General features: G+C 43.2%; 26 protein-coding genes. 7 read left to right on the forward strand and 19 right to left on the reverse strand.

The annotated features are described in order from the left end of the window. Positions 1 to 67 precede the first annotated feature (67 nt). The 10 genes from MNQ98_RS14955 to MNQ98_RS14995 form a co-directional block, all read right to left on the reverse strand. Entirely contained in the window at positions 68 to 370 is a 303-nt protein-coding gene (locus tag MNQ98_RS14955; RefSeq protein ID WP_241928970.1) for an SMI1/KNR4 family protein, read from the reverse strand. Beyond that, entirely contained in the window at positions 371 to 520 is a 150-nt protein-coding gene (locus MNQ98_RS29895) for a hypothetical protein (protein ID WP_481856639.1), read from the reverse strand. A gap of 135 nt (positions 521 to 655) precedes the next feature. Then, entirely contained in the window at positions 656 to 979 is a 324-nt protein-coding gene (locus tag MNQ98_RS14960) for a hypothetical protein (RefSeq protein ID WP_241928971.1), read from the reverse strand. A gap of 119 nt (positions 980 to 1,098) precedes the next feature. After that, on the reverse strand, positions 1,099 to 2,007 hold the full coding sequence (locus MNQ98_RS14965) for a sensor histidine kinase (RefSeq protein WP_241928972.1): 909 nt from the start codon (positions 2,005 to 2,007) through the stop codon (positions 1,099 to 1,101). Positions 2,008 to 2,028: 21 nt separating this feature from the next. Continuing rightward, a complete protein-coding gene (locus MNQ98_RS14970; RefSeq protein ID WP_241928973.1) occupies positions 2,029 to 2,772 on the reverse strand; it encodes an ABC transporter permease in 744 nt (247 codons plus the stop codon). Then, on the reverse strand, positions 2,765 to 3,691 hold the full coding sequence (locus MNQ98_RS14975; RefSeq protein WP_241928974.1) for an ABC transporter ATP-binding protein: 927 nt from the start codon (positions 3,689 to 3,691) through the stop codon (positions 2,765 to 2,767). Before MNQ98_RS14975 ends, MNQ98_RS14970 begins: the two co-directional genes overlap by 8 nt. Positions 3,692 to 3,776: 85 nt before the next feature. Further along, complete coding sequence (locus tag MNQ98_RS14980) at positions 3,777 to 4,463, reverse strand: response regulator transcription factor (protein ID WP_241928975.1); 687 nt, start codon at positions 4,461 to 4,463, stop codon at positions 3,777 to 3,779. Between the two features lie 586 nt (positions 4,464 to 5,049). Beyond that, positions 5,050 to 6,042, reverse strand: coding sequence for a phosphotransferase enzyme family protein (locus MNQ98_RS14985; RefSeq protein WP_241928976.1), 993 nt, complete (start codon positions 6,040 to 6,042; stop codon positions 5,050 to 5,052). Positions 6,043 to 6,463: 421 nt separating this feature from the next. Next, complete coding sequence (locus tag MNQ98_RS14990) at positions 6,464 to 7,948, reverse strand: hypothetical protein (protein ID WP_241928977.1); 1,485 nt, start codon at positions 7,946 to 7,948, stop codon at positions 6,464 to 6,466. Between the two features lie 433 nt (positions 7,949 to 8,381). Continuing rightward, positions 8,382 to 8,696 carry a GNAT family N-acetyltransferase gene (locus MNQ98_RS14995; RefSeq protein ID WP_241928978.1) on the reverse strand — a complete coding sequence of 105 codons (315 nt, stop codon included), beginning with the start codon at positions 8,694 to 8,696 and terminating at the stop codon, positions 8,382 to 8,384. Between the two features lie 646 nt (positions 8,697 to 9,342). Between MNQ98_RS14995 and rsgA the strand changes: the two genes are divergently transcribed. Both rsgA and MNQ98_RS15005 read left to right on the forward strand, forming a co-directional pair. Then, positions 9,343 to 10,218, forward strand: a complete 876-nt coding sequence (gene rsgA, locus MNQ98_RS15000; RefSeq protein WP_241928979.1) for a ribosome small subunit-dependent GTPase A — start codon at positions 9,343 to 9,345, stop codon at positions 10,216 to 10,218. Further along, positions 10,215 to 11,231: an aminoglycoside phosphotransferase family protein gene (locus tag MNQ98_RS15005; protein ID WP_241928980.1), complete on the forward strand. Its 1,017-nt coding sequence runs from the start codon at positions 10,215 to 10,217 to the stop codon at positions 11,229 to 11,231. Before rsgA ends, MNQ98_RS15005 begins: the two co-directional genes overlap by 4 nt. 58 nt (positions 11,232 to 11,289) lie before the next feature. On the opposite strand, the gene MNQ98_RS29625 is transcribed toward MNQ98_RS15005, so the two are convergent. The 4 genes from MNQ98_RS29625 to MNQ98_RS15020 form a co-directional block, all read right to left on the reverse strand. Beyond that, positions 11,290 to 11,424: a GMP synthase (glutamine-hydrolyzing) gene (locus MNQ98_RS29625; protein WP_277883658.1), complete on the reverse strand. Its 135-nt coding sequence runs from the start codon at positions 11,422 to 11,424 to the stop codon at positions 11,290 to 11,292. Continuing rightward, positions 11,405 to 11,569, reverse strand: coding sequence for an NUDIX domain-containing protein (locus MNQ98_RS15010; protein ID WP_481856769.1), 165 nt, complete (start codon positions 11,567 to 11,569; stop codon positions 11,405 to 11,407). The genes MNQ98_RS29625 and MNQ98_RS15010 overlap by 20 nt, the downstream gene beginning before the upstream one ends. 246 nt (positions 11,570 to 11,815) lie before the next feature. Continuing rightward, the gene (locus tag MNQ98_RS15015) at positions 11,816 to 12,703 is read right to left on the reverse strand and encodes an alpha/beta fold hydrolase (RefSeq protein ID WP_241928981.1); all 888 of its coding nucleotides are present in this window, start codon (positions 12,701 to 12,703) and stop codon (positions 11,816 to 11,818) included. A 372-nt stretch (positions 12,704 to 13,075) separates the two neighbouring features. Continuing rightward, a complete protein-coding gene (locus MNQ98_RS15020; protein ID WP_241928982.1) occupies positions 13,076 to 13,558 on the reverse strand; it encodes a GNAT family N-acetyltransferase in 483 nt (160 codons plus the stop codon). Positions 13,559 to 14,405: 847 nt separating this feature from the next. On the opposite strand from MNQ98_RS15020, the gene MNQ98_RS15025 reads away from it, so the two are divergent. The 5 genes from MNQ98_RS15025 to MNQ98_RS15045 are packed head-to-tail and all read left to right on the forward strand — an operon-like array spanning position 14,406 to position 18,046. Next, the gene (locus MNQ98_RS15025) at positions 14,406 to 14,999 is read left to right on the forward strand and encodes a class I SAM-dependent methyltransferase (RefSeq protein WP_241928983.1); all 594 of its coding nucleotides are present in this window, start codon (positions 14,406 to 14,408) and stop codon (positions 14,997 to 14,999) included. Beyond that, entirely contained in the window at positions 14,989 to 15,624 is a 636-nt protein-coding gene (locus MNQ98_RS15030) for a phosphatase PAP2 family protein (RefSeq protein WP_241928984.1), read from the forward strand. The genes MNQ98_RS15025 and MNQ98_RS15030 overlap by 11 nt, the downstream gene beginning before the upstream one ends. Before the next feature lie 10 nt (positions 15,625 to 15,634). Beyond that, positions 15,635 to 16,252 carry a DedA family protein gene (locus MNQ98_RS15035; protein WP_241928985.1) on the forward strand — a complete coding sequence of 206 codons (618 nt, stop codon included), beginning with the start codon at positions 15,635 to 15,637 and terminating at the stop codon, positions 16,250 to 16,252. Continuing rightward, positions 16,249 to 16,947 carry a response regulator transcription factor gene (locus MNQ98_RS15040; protein WP_241928986.1) on the forward strand — a complete coding sequence of 233 codons (699 nt, stop codon included), beginning with the start codon at positions 16,249 to 16,251 and terminating at the stop codon, positions 16,945 to 16,947. The genes MNQ98_RS15035 and MNQ98_RS15040 overlap by 4 nt, the downstream gene beginning before the upstream one ends. After that, entirely contained in the window at positions 16,937 to 18,046 is a 1,110-nt protein-coding gene (locus MNQ98_RS15045; RefSeq protein ID WP_241928987.1) for a HAMP domain-containing sensor histidine kinase, read from the forward strand. Before MNQ98_RS15040 ends, MNQ98_RS15045 begins: the two co-directional genes overlap by 11 nt. 62 nt (positions 18,047 to 18,108) lie before the next feature. Here MNQ98_RS15045 and MNQ98_RS15050 read toward each other — a convergent pair whose 3' ends face one another. From MNQ98_RS15050 to MNQ98_RS15070, 5 genes are all read right to left on the reverse strand, one after another. Continuing rightward, positions 18,109 to 18,507: a VOC family protein gene (locus tag MNQ98_RS15050; protein WP_241928988.1), complete on the reverse strand. Its 399-nt coding sequence runs from the start codon at positions 18,505 to 18,507 to the stop codon at positions 18,109 to 18,111. A gap of 25 nt (positions 18,508 to 18,532) precedes the next feature. Beyond that, positions 18,533 to 19,489 carry an RNA polymerase sigma factor gene (locus MNQ98_RS15055; RefSeq protein ID WP_241928989.1) on the reverse strand — a complete coding sequence of 319 codons (957 nt, stop codon included), beginning with the start codon at positions 19,487 to 19,489 and terminating at the stop codon, positions 18,533 to 18,535. 535 nt (positions 19,490 to 20,024) lie between these two features. Next, positions 20,025 to 21,257, reverse strand: coding sequence for a peptidase T (gene pepT, locus MNQ98_RS15060; protein WP_241928990.1), 1,233 nt, complete (start codon positions 21,255 to 21,257; stop codon positions 20,025 to 20,027). A gap of 375 nt (positions 21,258 to 21,632) precedes the next feature. After that, the gene (locus MNQ98_RS15065) at positions 21,633 to 23,117 is read right to left on the reverse strand and encodes an alpha/beta hydrolase family protein (protein WP_241928991.1); all 1,485 of its coding nucleotides are present in this window, start codon (positions 23,115 to 23,117) and stop codon (positions 21,633 to 21,635) included. Positions 23,118 to 23,319: 202 nt separating this feature from the next. Beyond that, complete coding sequence (locus MNQ98_RS15070; RefSeq protein ID WP_241928992.1) at positions 23,320 to 24,972, reverse strand: M28 family peptidase; 1,653 nt, start codon at positions 24,970 to 24,972, stop codon at positions 23,320 to 23,322. Between the last annotated feature and the right edge of the window lie 232 nt (positions 24,973 to 25,204).

Below are 25,204 nucleotides of genomic sequence, written 5' to 3' on the forward strand. Positions count from 1 at the left end.
TAAAGCTAGTTTCATTCATACCTCCTTAGACAATATAAGCGGGACCAGCGTGATTCCTGCCGTATGATCAAACAAAGTAGAAATCCTCAAACGCAATAACACCGTCAGTAAATGAAAATTGGTTGGCTTGGAACCTCTTTAATATTTCATTTGAGAACTCTTCAAATGAGTTTGCAATCACCTCTTGATAACTCATACCGGGGTGATATTTAAAGATTTGTCCCGAGATGCCGTTTCTCCCCGGATCTAAATCCAGACTCAGACGTGAGGAAGCTTCAAAATCAGTAAACGAAATCCATTTTTCACTCCAAATCAGAGGCTTGATTCGATCTTCGTCGATCCAATCCACCTGTTCTTCGTCCTCAAACAATTATTTCATCATGGACCATGTTTCGATGATATCTGGAATAGACAAAAAGGAGTTGAAGCCTATAAAAGGTACTTCCTCTTGTTGTCCATTCATTGTAGACAGATAATTGCGAAAATGACTCGGAAGTTGTACATTTAATGTGCTTTCCAACAGATTTATTTCTTCCTCTGTGGCAGGTGGGTTAACTGTAGCAAAAATCGGTTGTGATATCGTTTGGATATGTTATAAAATGTTATCCCAGACGTCCTTAGCCATTCCTGGTTCACCACTCTTCATAAATTCTATCTAAAGCAAGGACCCGTCACTACACAGCTCATGTATTTCATAATGAAATTCATATTTCTCAAATTGATTTCTGAGATTGTCGTCGTGAGGTATCCACTCCGAATCACTCCATAAAGACATTCTTACGAGTTCCGACAGCTTATTTACGGCTTGTTCTGGACTCGTGATCCTCATGAAGTCGTCAAAATCTTCATTACGGATATCCAACGCTTCGCGCAGGTAGTCATCATTTAGATGCTCTTCTTTGAGTTCATATTCACTTCTCGTCCACTGTTCACAAAAGATTCTCTCGGCTTGGATGTCTCCATCCTCGAAAATCGACAACTCGAATATTTCATCATTGATAAATCTTGTTTATATCGTACAGATTGACTCTATGTATGTATCATATTCCCATTATAGTGATCAATTGTATTGAGTCTACCTACTTTTCACATGTCGCCCTACATTATCGCTTTCGGTTTATTCCACGCCAAACAAAGCATGAACAGAGACGCATGATATTCAACATGAACGCTACCGCCCATTTGCTCCATTAATCCCTTTACAACCGCGAGCCCTAATCCACTATTGCCCTCAGACCGCGCTCGATCCCCAGTGAAGCTTCGTTCAAACAAAAAGTGGATATCCTCTTCCTGCAAGGTAATCGTTTCATTGGAAAGAATCGTGACCATTTTGTCGTCCTTCAATCCTTGAAATAAATGCAAGGAACGTTGTCCGTGCTTCAGAACATTTTGTAGCACATTCATATAAATGCGCATTACGCTCTCCTCATCCGCGATGACGAAGCAATTCGTATCTGAAAGATCAAGATTGACCTGAAATCCTGCGGCTGTTATTTCAGAGTAATGATCGGCCAATGCCCGTTGTAGCAGAACTTGTAAATCTATCTTTTGTAGCATGATGGGATAATCTCTGGCTTCAATCCGTGATAAATCATAAAAACTGTCGATCAGTGACCGCAAGGCCTTCGCTCGCTTCTCTACAACAATCAGATATTCTGAAGCTTCTGCAACAGAGGTAGTTTCCTCCTGCAACAGCTCAATATAGCCGAGCATCGATGTGAGCGGTGTGCGCAAGTCATGGGTAATATTCGCGATCTGCCTGCGAATTTCTCCTTCTTTTTTTTCATAGAGAATTCTATCAGTCTGCCTGTCAGTCAAGAGCCGATTCACTTCAACCAGCAGGGCTTCCAGCTCCTTATCAGGCGAACGAAGATGGATATGTCGGTTGGTAAGCGGGTCGGACAGAATTTGTCTAAATTGATCGGTCGCCCGTTTCGTGGATCTGCGTAACAACCAATAAAGCGCGGCAAAAAGGATAGCCGCACTGGCAAATAGAACGGTCACCATTTCTGTCACGCTCCTTTGGTTTTATTTGAATTCTTTCAGCTTCACCCATCTGGAGCTAATCAGAAATGCCAGGAGTATATACGCCGTTCCGATTGTCCAGCAGAGGATCATCCCGTTCGGATTCAGCCATGCGTAATCATTCGCGGCTGCATAAGGGAAAAGCGGCAACATGTCCACGATCTCTCTTAATTCCGGGACTCCATTTGCAAACATATAATACAGCTCGGGTAGGGCAATGATCATGACCGCATAGGATACTAGATGAGGCACAGGATTCTCTGTCAAAAAACAAAAACAATGAGAAACGGTAAGTGCAGCCAGAACAAGTGGCAGTACACCTGCAATAGACAACGTGAAATCCATAAAATATGTCGTTCCGTTGTTCTGCAATAGCAGGAACACACTAGCAGTAAGTGAAATATAAGTTACCATCCATGAGATAACCACAAACACTAGTTCCATGAACCATTTGCCATAAAAAATGGTGCTCCGGGAAGTACCATACGACACCGTATTTTTTAACGTCCCATCGGTAAATTCATCCGCCACCAACATACTGACCATAATCGGAACTATAAAAAAAACCAGGCTCCACATATTCAAAGCCGCCTTGAAGGCAAACTCCGTATTCGCGTATAGCTCGCCTCCTATCTTTACTGTCATTAATGTTATAAAGAGAGGCCCGAGTAAGCAAATGGCTAGAAAGAAATAAACCGACTTTTTGTGAACAAGCCGATACAACTCACTTTTCAAATAATTAGACATCTTGGGTCCCTCCCACTAAGGACACAAAATAATCCTCCAAATTCGTTCCTCTCGTTTCCAGTGAGGACAGCCGAATATTGTTTTCCACTAGCACCCGGGTCACTTCATCCGCCTGTCCCTGCAAATTATAAATATGGATAGACTTGTCCGCCTGGATACTATAACGAATATCCGGGAAATGTTTTTCCAGATGAACCGCCGCTCTAGTCTCATGATCAATCATCAGTCTGAGATATTGTCCGCAGCTTTCCTCGAGTTGCTGGGACGTCATTGTTTTGATCACTCTACCCCCATCGATAAAAGCATAATTAGTTGCTAGGCTCTGCATTTCCGCCAGTACATGACCAGAAATGAGTATTGTGATCTGTTTTTCACGGTTCAATGTCAGCAGCAGTTCACGTATTTCCACAATGCCCAACGGGTCAAGGCCGTTAATCGGCTCATCCAACACAAGAAAGTCTGGATGATTCATAAGCGCAAGTGCCAGTGCCAGCCGTTGCTTCATCCCCATTGAAAAATCCCTGAATTTCTTGTTGCCCGTATCCTTCAGACCGACTTCAAACAAAGCCGCCTCCACTCTCTCCTTACCGGGAATTCCTCGCTGAATCCGATAGTACTCCAAATTCTGCCTAGCCGTCATATCGCGATAAAAACAGGGCGTCTCTACAATCGCCCCTATCCTTTGCCTCGCTTGCCGCAGCCCTTCGGTCGTTGTCTCCGAAAACAGCTCCAGCTCCCCACCCGTGGGTAGACATTGCCCCGTAATAAGCTTTAACAGTGTTGTCTTGCCCGCTCCATTTCTGCCAACCAGTCCGAGAATCTCCCCCTTGGATATAGACAAGGTAGTGGGGTAGAGAGCAGTAAAGGATCCATACGTTTTGGTTAATGATTTTGACATCATTATGTTTTTTGACATCATTTGATCACCTCTTACCTTCACTTTACCTAGTCGGCTGGCAGCAAGTCCTTAACGAAGCGTAAAAAATCGTAAAGAAAGATTAAAGTTAGACCATTTTAAAACCAATGCCCCATACCGTTTCGATATAGCTTCGATCTGGGGCGTTTTTGGAGAGCTTGCTGCGCAGATTGCTCATATGTACGTTAATCGTGTTATCTTCTATAGCATACTTTTCTTGCCACACTGCTTGATACAAATCTTCTCTTGTAAAAACTTTCCCAGGAAACTGTAGCAAAATAGTCAACAACTCGAATTCTTTGGAAGTAAGCGTCATTGGATTGCCCGCTACTTTAGCGGTTCTTGAAGCGATATCCAGTACTAGGTCCTGATAAATCAGTTGCTTGGCTGTCTGCTCGACAGAACTGAAGTTTTTATAGCGCCGCAGTTGCGCCTCTACCCGCGCCAGTACCTCTTCTTTATCAAAAGGTTTAGTTATATAATCATCAGCACCGCTTTTGAGCAGATCTATCTTGTCTTTCATATCCCCCTTAGCCGAGATGATAATGACGGGCACATAGGAGTGGCTGCGGATGTCCTTTATCAGTTCTTCACCGGAAATTCCGGGTAACATCAAATCTAGCAAAATCAGGTCATAATCCCGCATTGACAATAGCAATTTTGCTTCACTACCGGAAAACGCAGACTCTGTCTGATGCCCCTGCTTGTTTAAAAGCGTCCCTAACAATCGGTTAATATCCACGTCGTCTTCAACAACTAATATGTTGAATGGCATAGTTTCCCTTCTTTCAAAAAAAATAACATATACCCTTTTAATGATTAGCATCTTATTGCTAGTCAGCTATCTGTGTAACTTCTTCTTGTTTAAAAGTAATCTTTTTCTATGTATAACAAAAGCTCTTAGGATTCGTCTAATAACTTGGTATGCAGTCTAATAGGTGAACTTGAAGCCACGAACTTCGACAAATCGTTCATCTGATCGGCCAGCACTCGATGCCGGTCGATGCCGGTCATGTTATCACGACTGTGCGTTATCAAAATTATACTATTTATTTAAGCAAACTAACATCATTTGCTATATGCCGATTTAATTTGATTTTGGCGTATATGTTCTTGTCCTTTTCGGCGAACGATCTAAGTTCTTGTTCTGAGCTGAGGACAAAAACTTACATCATAAAAACAAAAAAAAGCCGCGGTTTCCGCGACTTCTTATGTGTATGTTCTTATCATCCATCCAACACATATTGTTGAGTGTTCTGTGCAGCAGCAGCCTGATGACTGTTAAGCTATAGTTTCTCGTTAGCGTAATCATGTGATCTTTTTCCTGGAATCGTGGATTATTTTTTAAATTAGATTGCTTTTCATTCCCAAAATGGTGTACCTGTAAATAAAAAGTCTTCCCCATTTGCATACCTGCCAAATTCACGAGACGCAGATTTTTGTACATCCGTCGGTAGCCAGTTGTTCGCGTCAGGCAGACCGAGAGCGTTCATCATCACTATTAGCCGTAAAGCAATAAATAATCCTTCTAATTGTGCCACATAATCATTCGGTAGCGGAAAGTGCTTTCCATACCAATCAATGTATTGCTGTCTGGCATTGGGGTGAATATAAAAAAATGTGATGGCCAAGTCAGTGAGAAAAAAACCGAATCCACTCGCGCCAAAGTCAATGGGATTTGCAACCTCATCTACAAACACGATATTGGGAGGAACGATATCACCGTGCAGTACGCCCCAAGTAAACTTATTTTTAGGGAGTGTGTCGAACAGGGCTATCGCTCTCTCCCCAGCGACACTTAGGATATGAACATCATGTTCATCTAAAACTCCTTCCCCCACCCTCTGCTCGAGCATGTCCAGAGCGAGCCGTATGCGCGCACTATGATTCGTTGGACGGACAAAAGATGAAGGGGGCTGCCACTTACTGGCATGATGGTGCAAAGCTGCCGTCATTTCAGCGGTGGATTTCAATTCTTGCACGCTCGTAAAGTATTGTTTTTGCTCGCCTGTCACCCAACTGAGCATCGTGCAATAAATTTCGTCCACTTGCGTGACATATGATCCTTGCTGATTGCGTTTTGGCACAGGGATGGTGAGACTAGTAACACGATTAAGCGCATCCAGCCATACCAACTCCGAATCCAGCACCTCTCGGCGCGTCCATATCTTTTCAAGCGTACTGCTTTTAGATTTGTGAACACGCAAGCTGTATAACAATCCACGATGATCTTCAATTTTGAAAACCGCAGCGCCACTTTGAGCTACTGGCGATACGGATACAACGTTTATATCGTACTGTGCAAGCGCATGTTGCGCAATGATTTCATTATCCATTCTGTTCACACTTTCCATTGAAAATCACCCCTAACACCAAGGTAATGATATGGTACTAGCATAAAAAACGATCCATCTCCTCCTCCGAACGAGTTTCGCTGTCGCCGATTGTAGCAACATTTACTTCTTCAAATGTTGCTATTCTTCCAGCCCTCTCCCAACTGATAGGAAAAAAATCAAAGCTAATATTATTCACTACAAACAAACACGTTGAACATGTTAATTCCTCCTTGAGCCGTATGAAAGACTTTACCATTTATTCGATCGGTAGGAAGAGGAAATTATGACTATAAGAAAACTTTACTACACTAGAGCTGCTTTTTAAGCTTTCCTGGTGGCAAGAGACAGAGCAGATACAACATATGAAACAGAGAGTCGAATACATTCGGCTCTCTGTTCTAATAGAATCTTCACTTGAAGATAGCCCACGATGACCGTACTACGGTGCCACCATATAAGCTTCACGCCCATTATACTTAAATGGCTTAACATAGACCGTACCCTTCAACCCGTTCTTATCGAACGTAAGCGTGCCATCTGTTGTTACATACTCGTCTGATTGCAGCGGTGTAATAAAATAATCTCCTTCTATGGTCTCAATATAGGTAGGCATCATCAACATCGAGCGTTCTTTCAATTCTAACTTTCCAGCACTCGTTGTGAATTGGGTAGACATATTCATAATTACATAGCCTGGCTCATAACCTTTCAATGTAATAAATCCTGTTGTACCGAACGCACCTCTTTTAATATCTAGTGGAATCAATAATAGTGGTATATTTGGGTCATCCAACGCTTTTTTCAGCGGGTCAAGCGTAATGGCAAGATCCGCATTAAACTTTGCAATCGTTGCTTCACGTTCTGCTGTAATCTTGTCATCCGCTTGCTGAGGTATCGGCGTAACACCCTCCAGAAGTTGTTCAATCGGAGTATGCCCCTCTGGCACCAACCCCTTCCAATCCTTGTTCAATGCATCCAACAAGAACGCCAGCCAGCTCCCAATTTGGTATGATTCTTGATCGAAGGTAATAAAGCCACTCATATTAATATCTTGATACTGCTTTGTGAAGTAATCACGTACTTGCTGGGCTGATGCGCTGCCTTCGAAAGCACTGTACATAACTGACATTTTGTCAATATAAGATGCAATACCTTCTACAGTATCGAAATACAGACTATTTTCGTATTCAGTAGGATTGTCTTGTTTATACTGTTGATACCAATAAGCAGCATGTCCGAGATGCATGGGGGTTGCTTCTGGATCCGTATACGCTTGATACAAAGCCTGGAAAAGCATAGCTCGTTGGATTCGTGGTTTTACTTCAGTTGGATAAATGGATGAACGGGAATAGCTTTTGTTCGGATCTTGTACTATTGGCCATGACGGTTGATCGTAGAAATGAAACATTTCATGTGTAGTGATTGTAAAGCTTATTGGCGTATTCGTATGAGGCTCGAATCGATCTTGAAGGGGCTTATCTTTATCAACAAAAATGGCGACTGCCTGCTTGCCGTTCCAATCCAATACTTTAAACTGGTTGTCAAAATACACTCCTAACGGTAATCCCGGATTGGACGGTTCGACTAGCTTATAGCCTGATGTGGTTATCTCGTACGTTTGCTCGCCATTCGTGAGGAGCATAAGACGAGATTGATACTGAGTGCCTGGCCATAGCTTGTCCAAAGCTGGCCAAGCGTGCAGTGCCGCCATAAATGCCATTTGTGCCTCATATTCGAGGAGCTCTGCGGCTGAAGTTAGCTTCTGATCCGTTAGCTGCTGCGAGGAAGTAGAAGCAGAGATCTCTGTAGGCAGAGCTGCAGCATATGCCGAACTGCTTAATATCGGTATCATTGAAAATAATAAGCTAGCAGTCAACAAGCCGCATAAGTAGTGTTTGTAAGGAGCAAGCTTTCTCACGCGCATATGTTTACCTCCCAAAATTTTACTACAACCAATTTTAGTATACTGCAAGATGAAGACATTGTGTTATATTTTAGAGAAAACCCTTTCGAAATTACTAGAATTGTAAGGTAAAGTAGATAAGATTACGGAAACGATTGAATAGCCCTCTATGTGAGGGCTATTCTTAAAACAAAAACCTGTATTCTGCCAAATTGGCAGACCTTACAGGTGTGTTTCGACATATTCCATTACGTTATTCATGCGGTCTAGCCAATCCATTCAGATCCTTCTTTCAAGTTTAATTATAGGTGATGGTGGGAAATGGAACCTTGCAATCCTTGCACAGATATATCATGGTTGCCAGTATCTAAACGCTGAGCAAGTGATAATACGACTCCTTTCACCACGCTCTACTGCCCGTTAGCTTAATAATGAACATTGTAGGTGGAGGTTATTAAAGCTTTTTCTTTAGCATTACTTCATCATCCTTAACATAGCCGCTTAGTTCATAAGCTTTAATGGCTGACTTGTTATCTCTTCCTGTCAAAATCTTAACTGTTTTGACGCCACGGGAATGAAGTTGATTTTCCAGAAAGGAAATCAGAGAAGTAGCAACACCGTTCCTTCGAGCAGATTCCTTAACATACATTTCAGTAATTTCACCATAAGCTTCAATGTAACAAAACGATTTAAAACTTTGAGCACAGCCAAAGCCAATAACTTCGTCCATTAAGGTAGCCACGGCAACCAATTCATTGTTGCTATTCAAGCACTTGATTATTTCTGCTACCCTTGGAAGAATATCCTTTCATCTACCCATGCAAACTTGCCCGTAAGCGCAGACTCGATGGAGCAGGCCGACACAATCTGCGCTGTCAGGCATTGATTTTTTTGCCAAAATAGGTTATTTTATAGACAGCTTAGCGATAAGCAAGTTCCTGACACGAAGGGAGATGTTTTTAATGGCAACTACTTATATGGTGGTTTGGTCTTAAAACTGAATAGCAGGCATACGCGAAAAAAGCGGGAAAACGCCCGTATTATTTGGTATGCCATCCAAAGTAACCTTTCGTGAATATTGCTGTCTGCAGGATACGATGAAGGTCGTATCTTTTTTTGCGTCCTGATGCCGCGCGACAGCAGCTTCTTTAGAGGCTGCTTGTCCGTGGCATTTTTGCGTCCAAAAAAACAACTTTAAAGGAGCTAACAAAAAAAACATGATGGATTTGAAAACCTATGGCTACACAGAAATAGAAGCAATTCCTAATGGATTATTGCCCGGCAGGGTGACGGAGCTTCGGCGCGAGCGCTTCACGGTCATGACCGAGCGCGGCGAAGTAACGGCGGTGCTTAAAGGTGCGTTCTATCACAGCGCGGAAACGCGCGTAGACTTTCCGTGCGTCGGTGATTTTGTCTTGCTGTACTACAACGAGAGCGGAGATTCTTCCATTGTTACGGTGCTGCCCCGCCGTTCTAAGTTCTCACGCGCGGATTACTCAGGGCATGCCGTAGGCTATGCCAAAACCGTGCAGGAACAGGTCGTTGCAACCAACTTTGACTATGTGTTTATCCTTTCTTCTCTGAATTGGGATTTCAAAGTTACCCGCATCATGCGGTACCTGACACAAGCCAGGCAGAGCGGCGGCCAGCCGGTCGTCATTCTGACCAAGGCTGATCTCGTTGAAGATTATAATCTCCCGCTTGCAGAAGTCACACAAAGCATCCCTGATGTGCCGGTTCACGCGATCTGCAGTCATACAGGCCTGGGACTGAACGAACTCGATCCCTACTTGATGCCTGGTAAAACAGTCGTCTTTCTCGGCATGTCCGGCGTCGGTAAATCGTCTCTACTAAATGCGTTGATAGAACAGGACGTAATGAAGGTTCAGGCGATCCGGGAGGTCGACAGCCGGGGGCGGCATACGACAACGCACCGTCAGCTGTTCATGCTCCCCTCCGGTACGATGGTCATCGATACGCCGGGTATGCGTGAGCTTGGACTTTTTGATGCCGACGAAGGCATACGCGCTAGCTTTACCGATGTGGAGGAATGGTTCCCGCAATGCCGATTTACGGATTGCCGCCATCAGGCCGAGCTGGGCTGTGCCGTTCTCGCCGCGCTTGCCGACGGTTCGTTGCCGCGTGAACGGTGGGAGCATTATGTTACCCAGCAGCATGAGAACAAGTATGTCCAGGATAAAACGAGCTACCTCATCGACAAGAGGGCTCGAAACAAAACGATCGCCATGTGGAGCAAGCAATCGAAGAAAAACGGAGGATGGAAAAAATGAATATTAAATTCGAAACGCTATTCTATGCCTTAAGCCGACGGTTCAAGAAGGATATCATCTCTGCCGACTACCAAACCATGCCGTTACAGGGCGGAACTGTAGGAAATGTGTACCTGGTAACGGGGATCGCCGAAACCGCGGATGGCGAAAAATTGCCGTACCGTATCGTGCTGAAAATCCAGAAGAAATGGGAGCGTTACGGTGATCCGGGTTCATGGCGCCGAGAATATGATCTCTATGCGTCTGACTTGGGTGCGACGTTCTCGGATGCCTTCCGCTGGCCGACATGTTATCACGCCGAGATCAATGCCGAAGAAAATGAATTCCAGCTGTGGCTGGAATATATCGATGGCGTAACCGGTTTAGACTTGACCGGTGACATGTATGAACAGGCCGCGCTGGAGTTAGGACGCTATCAAGGCAAGCTGTATGCGGAGCAGCCCGCTGTGCTGCAGAGCCTGACCAACCTGAGCCATCCGGATCTCCTGAAGAATACGTATCTGCATTACCGGTCATGGCCTGTCGTCTATGATTATATACGCTCGGAGGACAGTGAATTGCCGCAGCACGTGCGGCAAATGCTCATCGACATCGATGAGCACGCAGACGAGATACTCGCCCGCATCGAAAAATTGCCCCTCGTGCTATGCCACCGGGACTTCTGGGTGACCAACCTGATCTATGCCGACGGGAAAATCGCGCTCATCGACTGGGATACATCCGGATGGGGCTACTTGGGCGAGGATCTCGCAAGCCTGATTGCGGATGAAGCGGATATCGATCACATGGTCGAATACTACCAGCGATGTGTCCCCGCGTATTACAAAGGCTTTTCGGAGTATGCGGATGTATCCCCTATCGCCGATCATTGCGTCTACGAGCTGATCCTTCTCGTATTCGGATACAGGCTTGTGGAGTGGTATCTCCACACAGAGGACGATGACGAGAAGACGAAGCATGTCCATACGCTCCAAAAAATCTATGAAATGAAGACCAGCCCTGTGCAGGGTTGACTCTAAAAAAAGAACTCCGAAAACCCTTGAATGTAGTGGGTTTTCGGAGTTTCTTTCATTACTCCCATTCGATCGTCGCCGGCGGCTTGCTCGTGATGTCGTAGACGACGCGGGGCACTCCAGTCGGTGAATCAAGAACTGCTTTGTCAATTTCAACAATGTATCCGACATCTTCAGATAAATCCCAAAACATACAGTACTTCCTTCCAACTCATACTATGTACAACTTGCCCGGTCTCTTCAAAAAGCTCACGTATAGCGCATTCTTCAGGAGTCTCGTTTACTTCTCTTCCCCCGGCAGGTATTTCCCACTGTTTTCTCCATGTATTGAAACAAATAAGCTATCTACCTTGGAATTTAACCACAGCGTAAGAACCAGCTAAAGATTCATAGTTTATTAGCTCACCTGCAGTCAATGAAACACACTCTAAAAATTCATAGCTGTTCTTATTGGCCAATTAGCCCCATCCTTTCGTTCCAATACAAATTGTCTACTTTATAGATAACTTCCTTATGATCATTCAACTGTCGTGTCCCGTTAGTTCAATCTCGAATAATCACGTAGCATTCCGCAGAAGTTCCGATCAGTCACGGCTCGCCTCGTAAAACTTCTGCGCCACCATGCCTGGCCTTGTGCGAGTATCCGTAAAGTGGTCCCCGTCGCCAACGATTAGGCGGAACTGACCTAGTCGTGTTGACATATGCGGATTCCAGCCCAACCCCTCTCCTTGTGGCAATGCGTTGTCTTGGAAGAAATAGACATAGCTTTTGGGGATAGGTAGTGCGTAGAAGGCTTTAAGATCCAACTTCTCGAAAAGCGGTTTAGCCGGTTCCGGAGTGATACCTGCATACATCCGTTTGGCTTCCTCCAAGGTGGATGTATTGACGAACAAATCCCTAAATAGCGGAAACGGAAGCATGATCGTATCGTCCTTCGAGCTGGCTCTGAGCCGCTCGAAACCTTGTCTTGTTATTGGCGGTAACTCGTCGGCAACCGATTCACCGTCTTTTAGTACGAACGCATCCCAGAAGACGAGACGCTTGATTCGGTCCGGCACCTGTTCGGCAACCTTCTGGATTACTGTTCCACCGAAGCTGTGCCCGACGAGAATGAAGTCGCGCAGGTTCTGCTTCGTTATATAATCAACGACTGACTTCGTGATCATCGCATGCGTGACATTTTTGTTCGGATCTTTGCCGTGACCTGCGTATTCCGGCGTATGGACGACATGCCCTTGATTGCGCAGCACCGCAGCTACTCCATCCCAGAAACGAGCGTCGGCCCAGGAGCCATGCACAAGCACGAAGGTAAGCCGCTGCTGCGCAGGCAGCCGGTATCTTCCGTCCGATTCGAGGACGCTATTGCGCCAGAGCCACCCTTCTTCAGAATAAGGGGAGTAATAATACCCGTGGGGCATAAGACTATATTCGGAATAGGGGGATTGATGAATTACCGGGCGATACGGAAACATACACAGCCATCCTCTCTAGACTACATATATATATCAGCTTATGCCCAATACGTTTGAACGGTTCCGGCACTCCTTCGCCAGAAAAATAGCCACTTATTTTGCAAATATATTCTTTTTGAACAGACAAACTGCGTTTAGTGATTCCTAGTTATTGAACTCCTGCCCACCATCGATCCCTTCTTTTGCTACATCAAAATTGAAAAAACAAAATTAACAAAAGAGCAGCCGGTTGATGACGGCTGCTCCTGCAGAAACAGATACAGTTTTTTGCTTTGACCATGATTAGCCTTCTTGATATTAGATATATTCTAAAATTACTTATTGATATTATTTCCCTCCCTGCCACGTTGCATCATCATCTCTTAATCAGAGTTAGAACTCCAAACGCATATCATACCAGACTGCATCAGCAATTGAGGACTTCGATACACCTTCATTCTTATATCCAAATTTCTCGTAATAATGTATTAACTCTTTTTTACAAGTTAGAATACAACCCCTACGCCCTTGCTTTTTCGCATCTTCAATAACCTGTCTCATAAGTTTTGCAGCATATCCATGTTTTCGGTATTCGGGCGCTGTATTTACGCCAAATATAGCCTGCCATGCTCCATCTTTTTCATGCAGGAAAGGATTTTTAAACATCTCATCCCGAATTACGGATTCATTGGTTACCATTCCATTAATAAAACCTATCAATTTCCCGGTTTCCTCCAAAATCCAAAAATGATCTGGATATATTTTCAATCTTTCTTCAAATTCTTTCTTCGTTGCTGTTTCTTCTGGTGAAAAACAAACGGAACTTAGTTCTGTAAGGATAGATGTATCATCCAGTGTAGCGGTACGTATCTTCATATATCAAATTCCTCATTTCTAATATTTTACTTAAGTTTTTAGTCGCCCTTACTTCCTTTCAAGAATTAATTACCCTACAAATTCCCTAGTTTATTTATTAGTTTAACGGATAAGCAGACACTTGCAACACCTAATACGCTGAATATTACATATTGAAGGTCCGGATTCAGCGTAATACGAAGCAGTCCGAGAAAATTAGGGAACTGCATGAGGAAAACGGCGCAAATGAGCGTCGGGTGATGGACTTCTTCCATATCCCAAACAAAATAGCGGGATCAAAGAGCGAGTCTGCCACCTTTGGTCTTCCAGGAATAGCATTAATTGCCTGATCAAAACGCATGTCGCAATAACGCCAAGAACAAAGGATACCAGCGTACCGAAGAAAACCGCGAATACGATAAACAGCACTTATTAGTGCTGGAAAAACGATACCTCCGCTTGTTATCCATAATCGGCAATAGTACCGTGTTCTTGTCCTTTACGGCAAAGGTATCACGTTCTTGTCCTCGACTTGGGACAAGAACATGATACCTTAAAACAAAAAAGCCACCATTTAGGCGACTTCTTAAGCGACTATGTTCTTGTCAACCGTCATGACACAAATGTTCCTACATAAATGACACAAATCTGCCTACATAAGTCTAGAAAAAAGGAGTGTTAACTATGGAAAGATATAGCGTATATGTGCATGCATTCCCCCTACTTATATACCAATTAAGCGCCTGATCTTTAGAAGCTTTTCCTGCCATTATAATCAATTCTTCAGAATTAATTCAGAATCTCCCTCACTTTATCTGCAGATTTATTAGATAACATAAGAAGTGTTAAACAAGGGAGGTAACCTGATATGACATTAAATATCAAATCCCAAATCCAAGAAAAACTTCTATTCTTATCTCGTTTTATACATTCACCAGGACAGATCGGGAGTGTGACTCCGAGCTCAAGATATTTGGCCCAAAAAATGATTGATGCTGTTCCATGGAACCAAGTACATGCCATTGCCGAGCTTGGCGCGGGTACAGGGCCTATCACGAATTACATTCAAGCTGCCGTCATTGAAGGCACCAAAGTTGTTCTATTTGAAAAAGATCCCCATCTGCAAAAAAAATTACAACATCAATTTCCAAAATTCACTTGTTATACGGATGGATGTGAAATCCAATCAGCCTTGGAACAAGAAGATATCGTTCAACTCGACTGCATTCTAAGCGGACTTCCCTTTTATAACTTCCCTAAAGCTATGAGAGATCGGTTAATTGAGCAAATCAGATTATCGCTTAAGCCCGGCGGCCTATTTATTGCTTTTCAATACTCCTTACAGATGAAACAACAACTAAGCGATAATTTTGAAATCAAGGAAATTCTGTTTGTCCCTATGAACGTTCCACCGGCATTTGTTTATGTCTGTCAAAAAGGAGCCTCAACGGATGAAAGGTAAAATGGCTACGTATAAACCATTGTTATGGATATTGGCGATACCCGTCTTAAACATATTTTATGGCATATTAAACCACGGCGATTCGAACGTCAACAGTATGATGACAGATCTGGATGCACAAATCCCCTTTGTTCCAGCCTTCATTATTCCGTATTTGTTATGGTATCCCTTTATGATCACCATGCTTTTTACGTTCTGTATAAAGAATAGACCTGTTTATTACAGAACCCTGCTCGCCTTATGTCTTGGTCTGATCATCAGCTATATCACCTTTTATGTTTATCAGACCTCCATTGTTCGTCCCGAAGTGACTGGTCATGGATTATTAAATTGGCTCGTACAACTGGTTTACCGGACTGATGGTCCTTATAATTGCTTTCCCAGCATTCATGTATTAAGCAGTTACTTAATGCTGAAAGGGATAGCGGATTGCAGAAACTGGCCGCTCTTGTCCATAGTGCTCGTCAGGATCACTTCCTGGTCGATTATCCTTTCAACACTCTTAGTGAAACAGCATGTAATTCTAGACATTGTTGGAGGGATTATTTTAGCAGAAATCATGTACTATGCCGCTCGTAAATGGATGAAACCATTACAAGCGATGCGCAATCAGGCTTCTATGTGAGGTGAATCGTATGGATTATGATCAATTGTTATCCTTGATCCAGCATTTTGGATACTTTGCTCTTTTTTTTTCGTTATGGCTTGGTATTGTTGGCATGCCTCTTCCTGACGAGGTCATTGTGATGACTGGTGGGGCAGTAACCGTCCAAGGGATTCTTGCCGTTCTACCAGCCTTTCTGCTCACATATTTAGGAGTCATTTCGGGATTATCACTGGGCTATGTACTAGGGCGTTGTATGGGGACTCCTATTCTGAATAAACTGCGCCGAAAGAAAAAGATGGAGAAATATATCAACTACTCAGAACATTTAGTTCAAAAATACGGGAATTTGGCCCTTTGTATCAGTTATTTCCTTCCTATAGTGAGACATGTCATGCCCTATCTTACCGGTATTAATAAAATGAGCTATCGACGGTACGCCCTAATCTCCTACTCGACAGGATTGGTATGGACATTTTTATTTTTTATAGCGGGACGCTATTTAGGAAATCATGTACAAGAAGTGGGGCCCCTGATATATAATTATGGAATAATGCTGCTATTTCTCATTACCTTAGGAATCATTATCGTTGTGATCGTTAGACTGACTTTTCGATATAAAAAAACACATGGAGGAGACCGACTATGACACACATAAACATTTTGGTCGTGGATGACGACCCTGAAATTCGGGATGTTCTTCATGTGTATTTACGTAATGAAGGGTATCGCGTTTTGGAAGCTGAAGACGGTGTGCAGGCTCTAGAAATTCTGCAGCAAGAGAAGATTAATTTAATCATTCTGGATGTGATGATGCCGAATTTGGATGGAATTAAAGCCTGTCTTCGAATTCGAGAGGAATTCGAAATCCCTATTATTATGCTTTCTGCCAAAGAAGAGCCTCTGGATAAAATCATTGGTCTTTCAACGGGAGCCGATGATTATGTAACCAAACCGTTTAATTCTCTAGAGCTAATCGCCAGAGTGAAAGCCCAATTAAGAAGGCAACAATTCTCTACCTCAAGCCATAACGCAGACCCTTCGGAGATTGTAATTGATGATCTTGTTATTAATAAGAAGCAACATAAGATTACCGTGCACGGCAAAGACATATCTTTAACGCCGATTGAATTTTCCATCCTAGTATTGTTAGCCACATACCGGGGGCAAGTATTCAACATTGATACCATTTATCAAAAGGTTTGGAAGGACCAAACGGCTTTTTATTCCGAAAACACAGTGATGGTCCATATTCGGAATATCCGTGATAAAATTGAAATCAAACCACGAGAGCCGCAGTATATTAAGACCGTCTGGGGAGTAGGTTATAAGATTGATAAATAAAATTTGGTCCATATTAAAAGGTAAACGAAGCATTCGCATTCAGATGCTTTGGGCATTTATTCTCAGCGTTTTCCTCAGCTCTATTGCCCATCACATCATTCTCTCTATTTTGGGACGATTTGTTCCTGACATTTATAATCAAATATCATCATTTATGCTTTTTATGGTGTTGTTCATTTCCTTCTTTTTTGCGCTAACCAACCCTATCCTCCGATACTTCCGAGTCATCACGGACGGGTTGCAGTCGATCGCAGGAGGGGATTTGAAGAATCGCATTCCTTTGTCTAGGCAAGATGAGCTAGGCAATGTTGCACACAATATCAATCATATGGCAGAACAGTTACAGCAGCAAATGGAAAAAGAACGCCAAAATGAACTTTCGAAAATGGAACTAATCACATACGTCTCTCATGATTTGAGAACTCCATTAACCAGCATTATTGGTTACCTAGATTTACTAAAGACACCTAAATACCAGAATGAAGCAGAACAAGCACGCTTTATTAATAATGCCTATAACAAAACGCAACAGTTAAAGAAATTGATTGATGACTTATTTGAATACACCCGGCTGACTGATGGTGATGTCAAATTATCTTTTCAGGAAGTTGATTACCATAAATTACTTAAACAAATCATTTCCGAATTCGAGCCGGTTGCGAACGAGCAGCAGATTACCATTGTACAAGATATCTCTCCTATACCCTTCTTAGTTAGCATAGACATTGAAAAAATGGTCCGAGCTATTGATAATCTATTAACGAATGCCCTGAAATTCTCTCTCCGTCCCGGAGAAGTCAAGGTTCAGCTCACAGTTCAGCAAGACGAAGTCATTCTATCCGTCGAGAATGTAGGTAAGTCCATTTCTCTTGAACAGGAGCAACAATTATTTGAGCGTTTCTACCAGATGGAACCCTCACGAAAAGAGCACAATACCCCAGCCGGTTCTGGACTAGGACTTTCGATTGCTAAACATATCGTCGAACTACATGGCGGACGAATTTGGTTGGAGCATCATAAGGGCCATTATAAGTTTTGTATCATGTTGCATGTGGTTAATCAGAAATTATCATCAGTGGATAACTATACTCAAGAGTAACTTAGGGCTTGAGTTATTTATCCCGTCACTCCTCCAATAGTAGATATTTTTTTAATCCCTTATCATTTATGGTTTTGGCATACCGTAATCACATTGAAATCATCATCACGCATGTTGAAAAAAGATACAAACTCATTCCGGATGATCCCACCATAAATGATTTGGAATCCCAAACTTTCTATTAAAGCAGCCGCTTCATCTATATCATCAGCAGGCACAAAGCAAAGCGGTGGAACTTTATCTGGAATTGGAACATTGTCCATTCCATTGGAATCGATCATAACGTCCGTTCCGTTTGGCAAATGCAGGATATGCATGTGACCGAAACGCTCCTGCTGCTCGCTTGAGAGGTTAAATAGCCTGCTGTATTGCTCTGCCGACTTTTCAAGATTTCTGGACCAAAGAATTACGGAACTGATCTGACTCCGAATGGGATTCTTACTTTCTACAGGTCTAATCATTGTTGCCTTCCTCCTTGTTTTAAGCTTAAAAACTATTTTTCTCGCGCCAATCCAGGTTTGGAGCTTTCTGCAGCTGCACCGGTACGCCAAGTGTTATCCCTGCTTCGAGCAACAACTCTTTACAAAAATAATAACCCCGATGATACACAATCCGATTGTCTTCGAAATCAAATTCACGAATATCGTGAAGAACAAGCCCTAGCTCAGTTTCAGCTAATACCACGAATACTTTCCGGCCCCACAAAAGCTCCAACGAAACATGCAAAACCGGCCCTCTGTGTTTGAAAGAACCATTAAGCATTTCTCTCTTCGAATATTCCTGAAATCCGGGTTTTGCATCATTATGAATACTTTCTTCAAACATTCCAAGAATACTATCTACATCGCCGCTTCTCATTGCCTGAAGTAAGGTATCGAGCAGCAAAGCGTTTGATTCTATTTTTTCTGGATGAATTTGATCCGGTAATATGTTGCGATGCTTGCGAATATTAGCTCTCGCACGGCTAAGAGCTGCATAGACCGAACCCTCGGTCATTCGTACCATCCCGGCTACGTCGGAAGCGGTAAAGCCGTATACTTCCATGAGCAGGAAAACAGCGATTTGCCTTTGCGGCAGATACTGGACCAATACTTCCAGTGCCTCAATCATTTCCAATGGATCAACCGTTTCTTCGTGAAAATCGTTGGAGTCCAATTCTGAATATGTATCCATTGAAACCTTTTTCTTCCGAAGCCCGTCAATTCTCGTATTTGTAGCAATTCGGAACAAGTAAGATTTTAATGCGAGCGGGTGCCAGATCTGGGCCATTGTTGCAAAAGCTTTCAATAACGTTTCTTGAAATAGGTCCTCTCCATCCCAAGGAGAACCCGTTAAATAACGGCAATATCCCCAAAGTGATGAGCGGTGCGGTTCGATCAACTCCTCGAATTTCTTATGTAATGCTCGAGTCTCTTCAACAATCGGATCGTAAGATTCGGACATGGCATTCATCCCTTCCTGTTTTCCTTATGTAAGACGTTTAGTTTGTTGAAAATCATACGGTCGCATTTACAATATTTTATTTGGCATGATCCAGAGTATAAATTCGTTCATATAGAAAGGAATCCCTGCATAGTCTACATGCTTACATGAAGAACTGGTTATTTCAACCAAAAACTTGCCAATACATGTGGTATGGCTCTCCGAATCATGCTCAACTATCCTGTACTTTAGTTGAATTACGGTGTCTTTAAAGGGGAATCCACCGTTATTCAATGACTTATTGATCTTCAAAGAAACGATCGCCGTATCGCGTTCACGATTGAACTCATGAAAATGTGTAATTCGTCTGTTATCTTTGTTAATAACACCATAGTCATGCCTTTGCCGAATTACATTAGATAATCATCTAATCGGCTAAGTGTACAAGTTCTTGTTATTGAGTTAGAACAAGAACTTGGGTACTTAAAACAAAAAAAAACCGCATTTTATGCGGCTTTCAAAGGCTATATGTTCTTGTCGGATGCTGCATACACCCTTAGGATCTTTGTTCATACAGCTTAACGATTTCGATGATGGTGTTCACAGCCTGGACCATGTTGTCAGCTGAAACGTACTCGAACCGCCCGTGGTAATTTTCCCCGCCTGTGAATATATTCGGTGTTGGCAACCCCATGTAGGATAGCTGGGAGCCATCCGTACCACCGCGAATCGGCTGAATAATCGGCACGATTCCGAGGTTTTCTAGTGCTTGTCTAGCGACGTCCACTACTTCCATTACAGGCTCAATCTTTTCCCTCATGTTGAAGTATTCGTCTTTGATTTCGAGCTCAATTCGCTTATCTCCGAATTTTTTCTGTAATTCTTCTACGATACGAGCCAGCTCGGACTTTCTCTCCTTAAACCGATTACTATCGTGATCCCGGATCAAATAACGAAGCTGTGTTTGCTCGACGTCACCCTGAATGGAAGACAGATGATAGAAGCCTTCATAACCTTCCGTCTTCTCAGGAGTTTCATCAGCCGGCAGCCTTCCATGCAGCTCCATGGCTATTTTAGCAGCGTTGACCATTTTACCTTTGGCCGTGCCGGGGTGAACGTTCTTCCCTTTGCAAGTAATGATGGCTGATGCAGCGTTAAAGCTCTCGTACTCGATCCCGCCAAGAGGACCGCCATCCATCGTATAGGCATATACTGCGTCGAAGGCGGACACATCAAACTTATGTGGGCCTCTGCCGATTTCTTCATCCGGGGTGAAAGCCACTCTTACTTTCCCGTGTTTCAGTTCTGGATGTCGAATCAGATAAGCCATAGCAGTGATGATTTCGGCAATACCGGCTTTATCGTCAGCGCCAAGTAATGTGGTACCGTCTGTCGTTATTAACGTGTGGCCTTTGTAGCCAGCCAGCTCTGCAAAATCGCGCGGCGAAAGGACAATATTCAGTGCTTCATTCAAGACAATGTCTTGTCCGTTATAATTTTCTATGATTTGCGGCTTCACGCCAGCACCGGTAAAATCGGTGGCCGTATCCATATGAGCAAGAAAACCGATTGTTGGAATTTCTTTGTCTGTATTGGCCGGAAGGGATGCCATTACATAACCGTTGGAATCCACCGTAATTTCCTGCATACCTATGGCTTTAAGTTCGTCTATAAGCATTTGGGCCAGCACTAGCTGCCCTGGTGTTGAGGGGCAAGTTTCGCTGCCCTCATCGGACTGTGTATCAACTTGTGCGTAAGAGATGAATCTATTCATGATCTCCGTTTTCATAGTCTTATCTCAACTCCAATACAATTAGTTATATAACAAAGCACGCCTGTTGATTTACCTAAAAATAGTCGCCTCTTCAACACCAGTTTTAACTTCTGCTTCTCTTGACTGGTTGTGTTCAGGGCTGATGCAGCTACCAAATTGGGTTATTCTATCCTGCGTGCTTCCCAAAGGAGCAGCAATCTGCGATGCACCGGGTCGTTTTATCCCTCTGATACACGGGCTCGAAGACGCCAAGAATTGACGACCTGCCTTCGTTATACGCAATCCCAGAATTGGTGTCGCAAGCGGTATGGAAGTCTGAAAGTTATGATTCTAGGTATTTCCACTTCTCCCCTCTGTCTGTTCTTCAGGAGGCTCACATCGGATAGAAGCTTATCCCTTTTCCAGAATATAATCATCATGCGTGCCAACAGCATTGTTCAATATCTGCAAAGGCTGCCCTTTCAGATAATGATTGAAGAAATCAAGCGTAAAATCGTTGACGAGCCGATGTGTCCCGCGCGCGTTCACTCCCTGCGACCACTCTATGATTGGAGAGATCATAAAGAAATCGGAGAAGCTCATATGAAGCGTGTTGTGTAGCTTCAGCCAGTAATTCCCACCAACCTTTACCGGCGCATACCGAGCATTTAACTCTTTATTGTATCGTTCAACTTTGCTGTGGGTCGTGTCCAAGGAGGCTTGCTGATCGTCATTTGTGGCGCTGGAGCCCGCCAACTCGTCCTCCTCGTCCGCACTGATCATCAGGAACGGCTTGTTTATGCCAGCCGCCGGAATGCGGCGTTCACCGTACAAGGCCCCGTCCATATTGATTCCTGCCCGAACCCGCGGATCACTTAGCAGCATCTGTACCGTAGTCGCCCCGCCGAACGAGTGTCCGAACATGCCAAGCCGCTTCATGTCCATTCGTCCCGTAAACCGCCGATCCGGGTCAGCGACAGCGAGCTGTTCAAGTTGATCCAGCACAAACCGCACATCGTTCACCCAAACCTCATTCGTCCTGTCCGATTTTTCAAGTGGCTCTATCTCCGATTCTGTATTTTTCACCGAATCGTACAACGCAACCCGCCCATCTGGAAATATCGAAGCCATACTGTCGTAAGTATGATTGATTCCCGCCACAATATAACCATGGCTCACCAACTGCTCGACCTGGAACATGTTCTGGCCCTCGAATCCGCCAGACCCGTGTGAAAAAATAAGTACCGGATACGCCGCTTCCGCATCGGACAGCACCGCGTGTTCAATCGCATGCGTACGGGCTTGTCCAAGGCTCGTCAAAAACAACTGCGGCAGACCAGACTCCTGCTGAAATGCCTCGGTATACACTTTGGAATCGGGCACATACGGCGCTCGGGTTCCCTTAGCGTCCTTGCTGGACGGATACCAGATCTGTACTTTCAGTTCCCGCTTGGCCCCGGCTGCCGCCAAAGTGGACGTTTCTTTGCGGGTGTTGTCAATCCAGTGATAAGCGACCATGCCAATCCCATACGGACCTGCCGGTTCATCGAATTTAAACACCGGGAACAGCAACGGCGCAGCAACGGTTACCGTCCCGTAGAAAAAGGCAGATAACAACGCTGCAATTCTGCGTACGCCGCGCCTTTGAATGTCCCCTTGGCCGGCTCGGGCGCGCCGCCGAAAGTCCAACACCAGCGCCCATAAAGGAGCCAGCGTCAGTGCATAAGCGGGGATCAGGGGCCAGCGCCATCCCTCAACCCAGCCCTGTACAACGAGAAGAACTGCCGAGACGGCCAATCCCCCCCACAATAACTGTCGCGGCTTTTGTTGCCCAACAACCAGCCACAGCAACATAACCACATTAAACGTCACCAGAACAACTTCCATGATTCTCATCTGATGATGACCTCCTCGAATACTGTCCGCCGAACAGACAGTTCGGCAATATGTTACAACAGCGTATAACCTCCAAAGCGAGAATAAGTAGCCTCCGATGGAATGGAGTATTCTCCTTTCATCTCAATGTTTTGCTTAGCCGCTAACATTTTTGAGGTTTTGGGGAGGTGCTCCTTTTTGTTTTCTACGACGAGTCAAGCCACTACGTTTGTGTAGATTTATATTGGATTGCAGCAATTATAGGCATAATTAATAATGCGACTAGGATACCTAATATAGGTGCAAATTTTAATGTTTGAGCGGTATAAATAACATAGATAAAAGGTGCCAATAAAATAGTTGTTACAATAGTCCAGCTAGCTATTACTATATAACGATAATTAGAAAGCATAACTTGTGGTTTTTCTAGCGCTACAATGATTAAAAATACCCCTAGTAAAGCAGGAAGTACAAATAAATAACTGATTCCTTTAAATGTTAAGCTTGTAGTAATCGCTAATGTTATCCAAATCAATTGTATGCTAATAATAAAATGAATAGCGCTAATATGTTTACTAATCCAACGACTAATAAAGGCACTTAAAACTATCGTAATAAGCATAATAAGTAGGAACGCTGCATAATCATAGTTGCCTAAAACGATTAAACCCTCATCATCAATAACACCATCAAATACTATAGCTAGTATTTTTACTAAACCATAAAGTATTGCAGCAACTCCTATAAAGCTTGCCAGCATACTAACAAATGTTAGAGCTGATGTTTTAACTTTAATTATCTTTTTACGGATAAGTATAATTGCCGCAATGGTCGTTAAACCAATTAGCAATGTCATTAACGGTATAACCACTTCGTCTGAATATACAACTAAGACATTTTTCATTAGAGGGAAGTAAATGGCATCCCCTTGATTTTTCTCTAACTCTTCAAACTCTGTTGTTGAAAGCATAGCATATTTTTCAGCTAATGGTATGGCATAAGCACCAAAGTGACGAATAGTGTTTCTATCACTATTTTCAAATGTATCTTTATTAGCGTGATATGTTTCAACACCACCCATATTAGCAATATTATAGCCTAGCTTTGGTATGTCCTTTACTTCTGTAAAATCTGTGTAATTTGGCATCTTTTTATACATTTCAGAAGCAAATGAATAAGCTACCGGATGAGATACCGTATGACTAAATTCTTTTACCAATTGTGCATTATGATTTGTAGTTTCAAATAAAATAGGCACTCCTGTATTACCACGCGCCTCAAAATTAATGATCATACGTGTCTTATCAAAAATATCTTTGCGATCTTTTAATGCTGTTGCCCCTAGTACACCTTCTTCTTCACCATCAGTAAAAACAAAATACAATGTATTTTCAGGGGGGGGTAGCTGACTCATCATACGAGCAGTTTCCATTAAAGTTACAACTCCGTAACCATCGTCACTTGCGCCTGGTGTTTCAGGTGTGGAATCATAATGGGCAAGGAATAATACCGCGTTATGATCTAGAGATGTACCTTCAATCTTTACAATAATATTTTCGAGATATTCAGCATCTGTAGTAAGCTGTTCCTCTTTATCACGAACATCTTCTATAGCTTTCGTTTGTATTTCTACAGGTAGATTTAATGACTCAAAATATTTCACAATATAGTCTTTAACTTTTTTATTAGCTTCTGAACCTACTGGATGTGGTTCTTTAGCAATTACTTCTAAATGCTGCATTGCACGTTCTACCGAAAACTTCTCGTCATTAAAATGGCTGCTCTCATTTGGGTTTGAAAATTGAGTAAAACTTACGGCTATTGTTATTAGTATCAAAATACTTGTAAATAATATTATTTTCCATTGTTTACGCATATAGTCTTCACTCCTTTGAAATGAACCGAATTGTCGGAGACTCAAAATGGTCCGTGATGAAAATCTTTTTCTGTTTTCCCTACTGCCTCTTCAAAAGGCTTAAAAATTGTGTGAAGCTTTTAAACAACGTCAACAATGCGAGTACGCTCGCAAAAATAAGTAACTTTCCCTTTTCCTTTTGGTCCTCTCCTTTTCATAAAACTTAAAAACAGTTGGTACACAAAATTAAAAA

The sequence above is a fragment of the Paenibacillus sp. N3/727 genome (assembly GCF_022637315.1).
GTDB classification, from domain to species: domain Bacteria; phylum Bacillota; class Bacilli; order Paenibacillales; family Paenibacillaceae; genus Paenibacillus_AQ; species Paenibacillus_AQ uliginis.

Coding starts and splice junctions, on each gene's coding strand:
- MNQ98_RS15070 (WP_241928992.1), bottom strand. CDS start 24,972: ATGCGTAAACAATGGAAAATAATATTATTTACAAGTATTTTGATACTA.
- MNQ98_RS15030 (WP_241928984.1), top strand. CDS start 14,989: ATGAAAGGTAAAATGGCTACGTATAAACCATTGTTATGGATATTGGCG.
- MNQ98_RS14990 (WP_241928977.1), bottom strand. CDS start 7,948: ATGCGCGTGAGAAAGCTTGCTCCTTACAAACACTACTTATGCGGCTTG.
- MNQ98_RS15065 (WP_241928991.1), bottom strand. CDS start 23,117: ATGAGAATCATGGAAGTTGTTCTGGTGACGTTTAATGTGGTTATGTTG.
- MNQ98_RS29625 (WP_277883658.1), bottom strand. CDS start 11,424: ATGTTTTGGGATTTATCTGAAGATGTCGGATACATTGTTGAAATTGAC.
- MNQ98_RS15035 (WP_241928985.1), top strand. CDS start 15,635: ATGGATTATGATCAATTGTTATCCTTGATCCAGCATTTTGGATACTTT.
- MNQ98_RS15040 (WP_241928986.1), top strand. CDS start 16,249: ATGACACACATAAACATTTTGGTCGTGGATGACGACCCTGAAATTCGG.
- MNQ98_RS15050 (WP_241928988.1), bottom strand. CDS start 18,507: ATGATTAGACCTGTAGAAAGTAAGAATCCCATTCGGAGTCAGATCAGT.
- MNQ98_RS14985 (WP_241928976.1), bottom strand. CDS start 6,042: ATGGAAAGTGTGAACAGAATGGATAATGAAATCATTGCGCAACATGCG.
- MNQ98_RS15055 (WP_241928989.1), bottom strand. CDS start 19,489: ATGTCCGAATCTTACGATCCGATTGTTGAAGAGACTCGAGCATTACAT.
- MNQ98_RS15015 (WP_241928981.1), bottom strand. CDS start 12,703: ATGTTTCCGTATCGCCCGGTAATTCATCAATCCCCCTATTCCGAATAT.
- MNQ98_RS14965 (WP_241928972.1), bottom strand. CDS start 2,007: ATGGTGACCGTTCTATTTGCCAGTGCGGCTATCCTTTTTGCCGCGCTT.
- MNQ98_RS15020 (WP_241928982.1), bottom strand. CDS start 13,558: ATGAAGATACGTACCGCTACACTGGATGATACATCTATCCTTACAGAA.
- MNQ98_RS15005 (WP_241928980.1), top strand. CDS start 10,215: ATGAATATTAAATTCGAAACGCTATTCTATGCCTTAAGCCGACGGTTC.
- MNQ98_RS15025 (WP_241928983.1), top strand. CDS start 14,406: ATGACATTAAATATCAAATCCCAAATCCAAGAAAAACTTCTATTCTTA.
- MNQ98_RS14980 (WP_241928975.1), bottom strand. CDS start 4,463: ATGCCATTCAACATATTAGTTGTTGAAGACGACGTGGATATTAACCGA.
- MNQ98_RS14975 (WP_241928974.1), bottom strand. CDS start 3,691: ATGATGTCAAAAAACATAATGATGTCAAAATCATTAACCAAAACGTAT.
- MNQ98_RS14970 (WP_241928973.1), bottom strand. CDS start 2,772: ATGTCTAATTATTTGAAAAGTGAGTTGTATCGGCTTGTTCACAAAAAG.
- pepT (WP_241928990.1), bottom strand. CDS start 21,257: ATGAAAACGGAGATCATGAATAGATTCATCTCTTACGCACAAGTTGAT.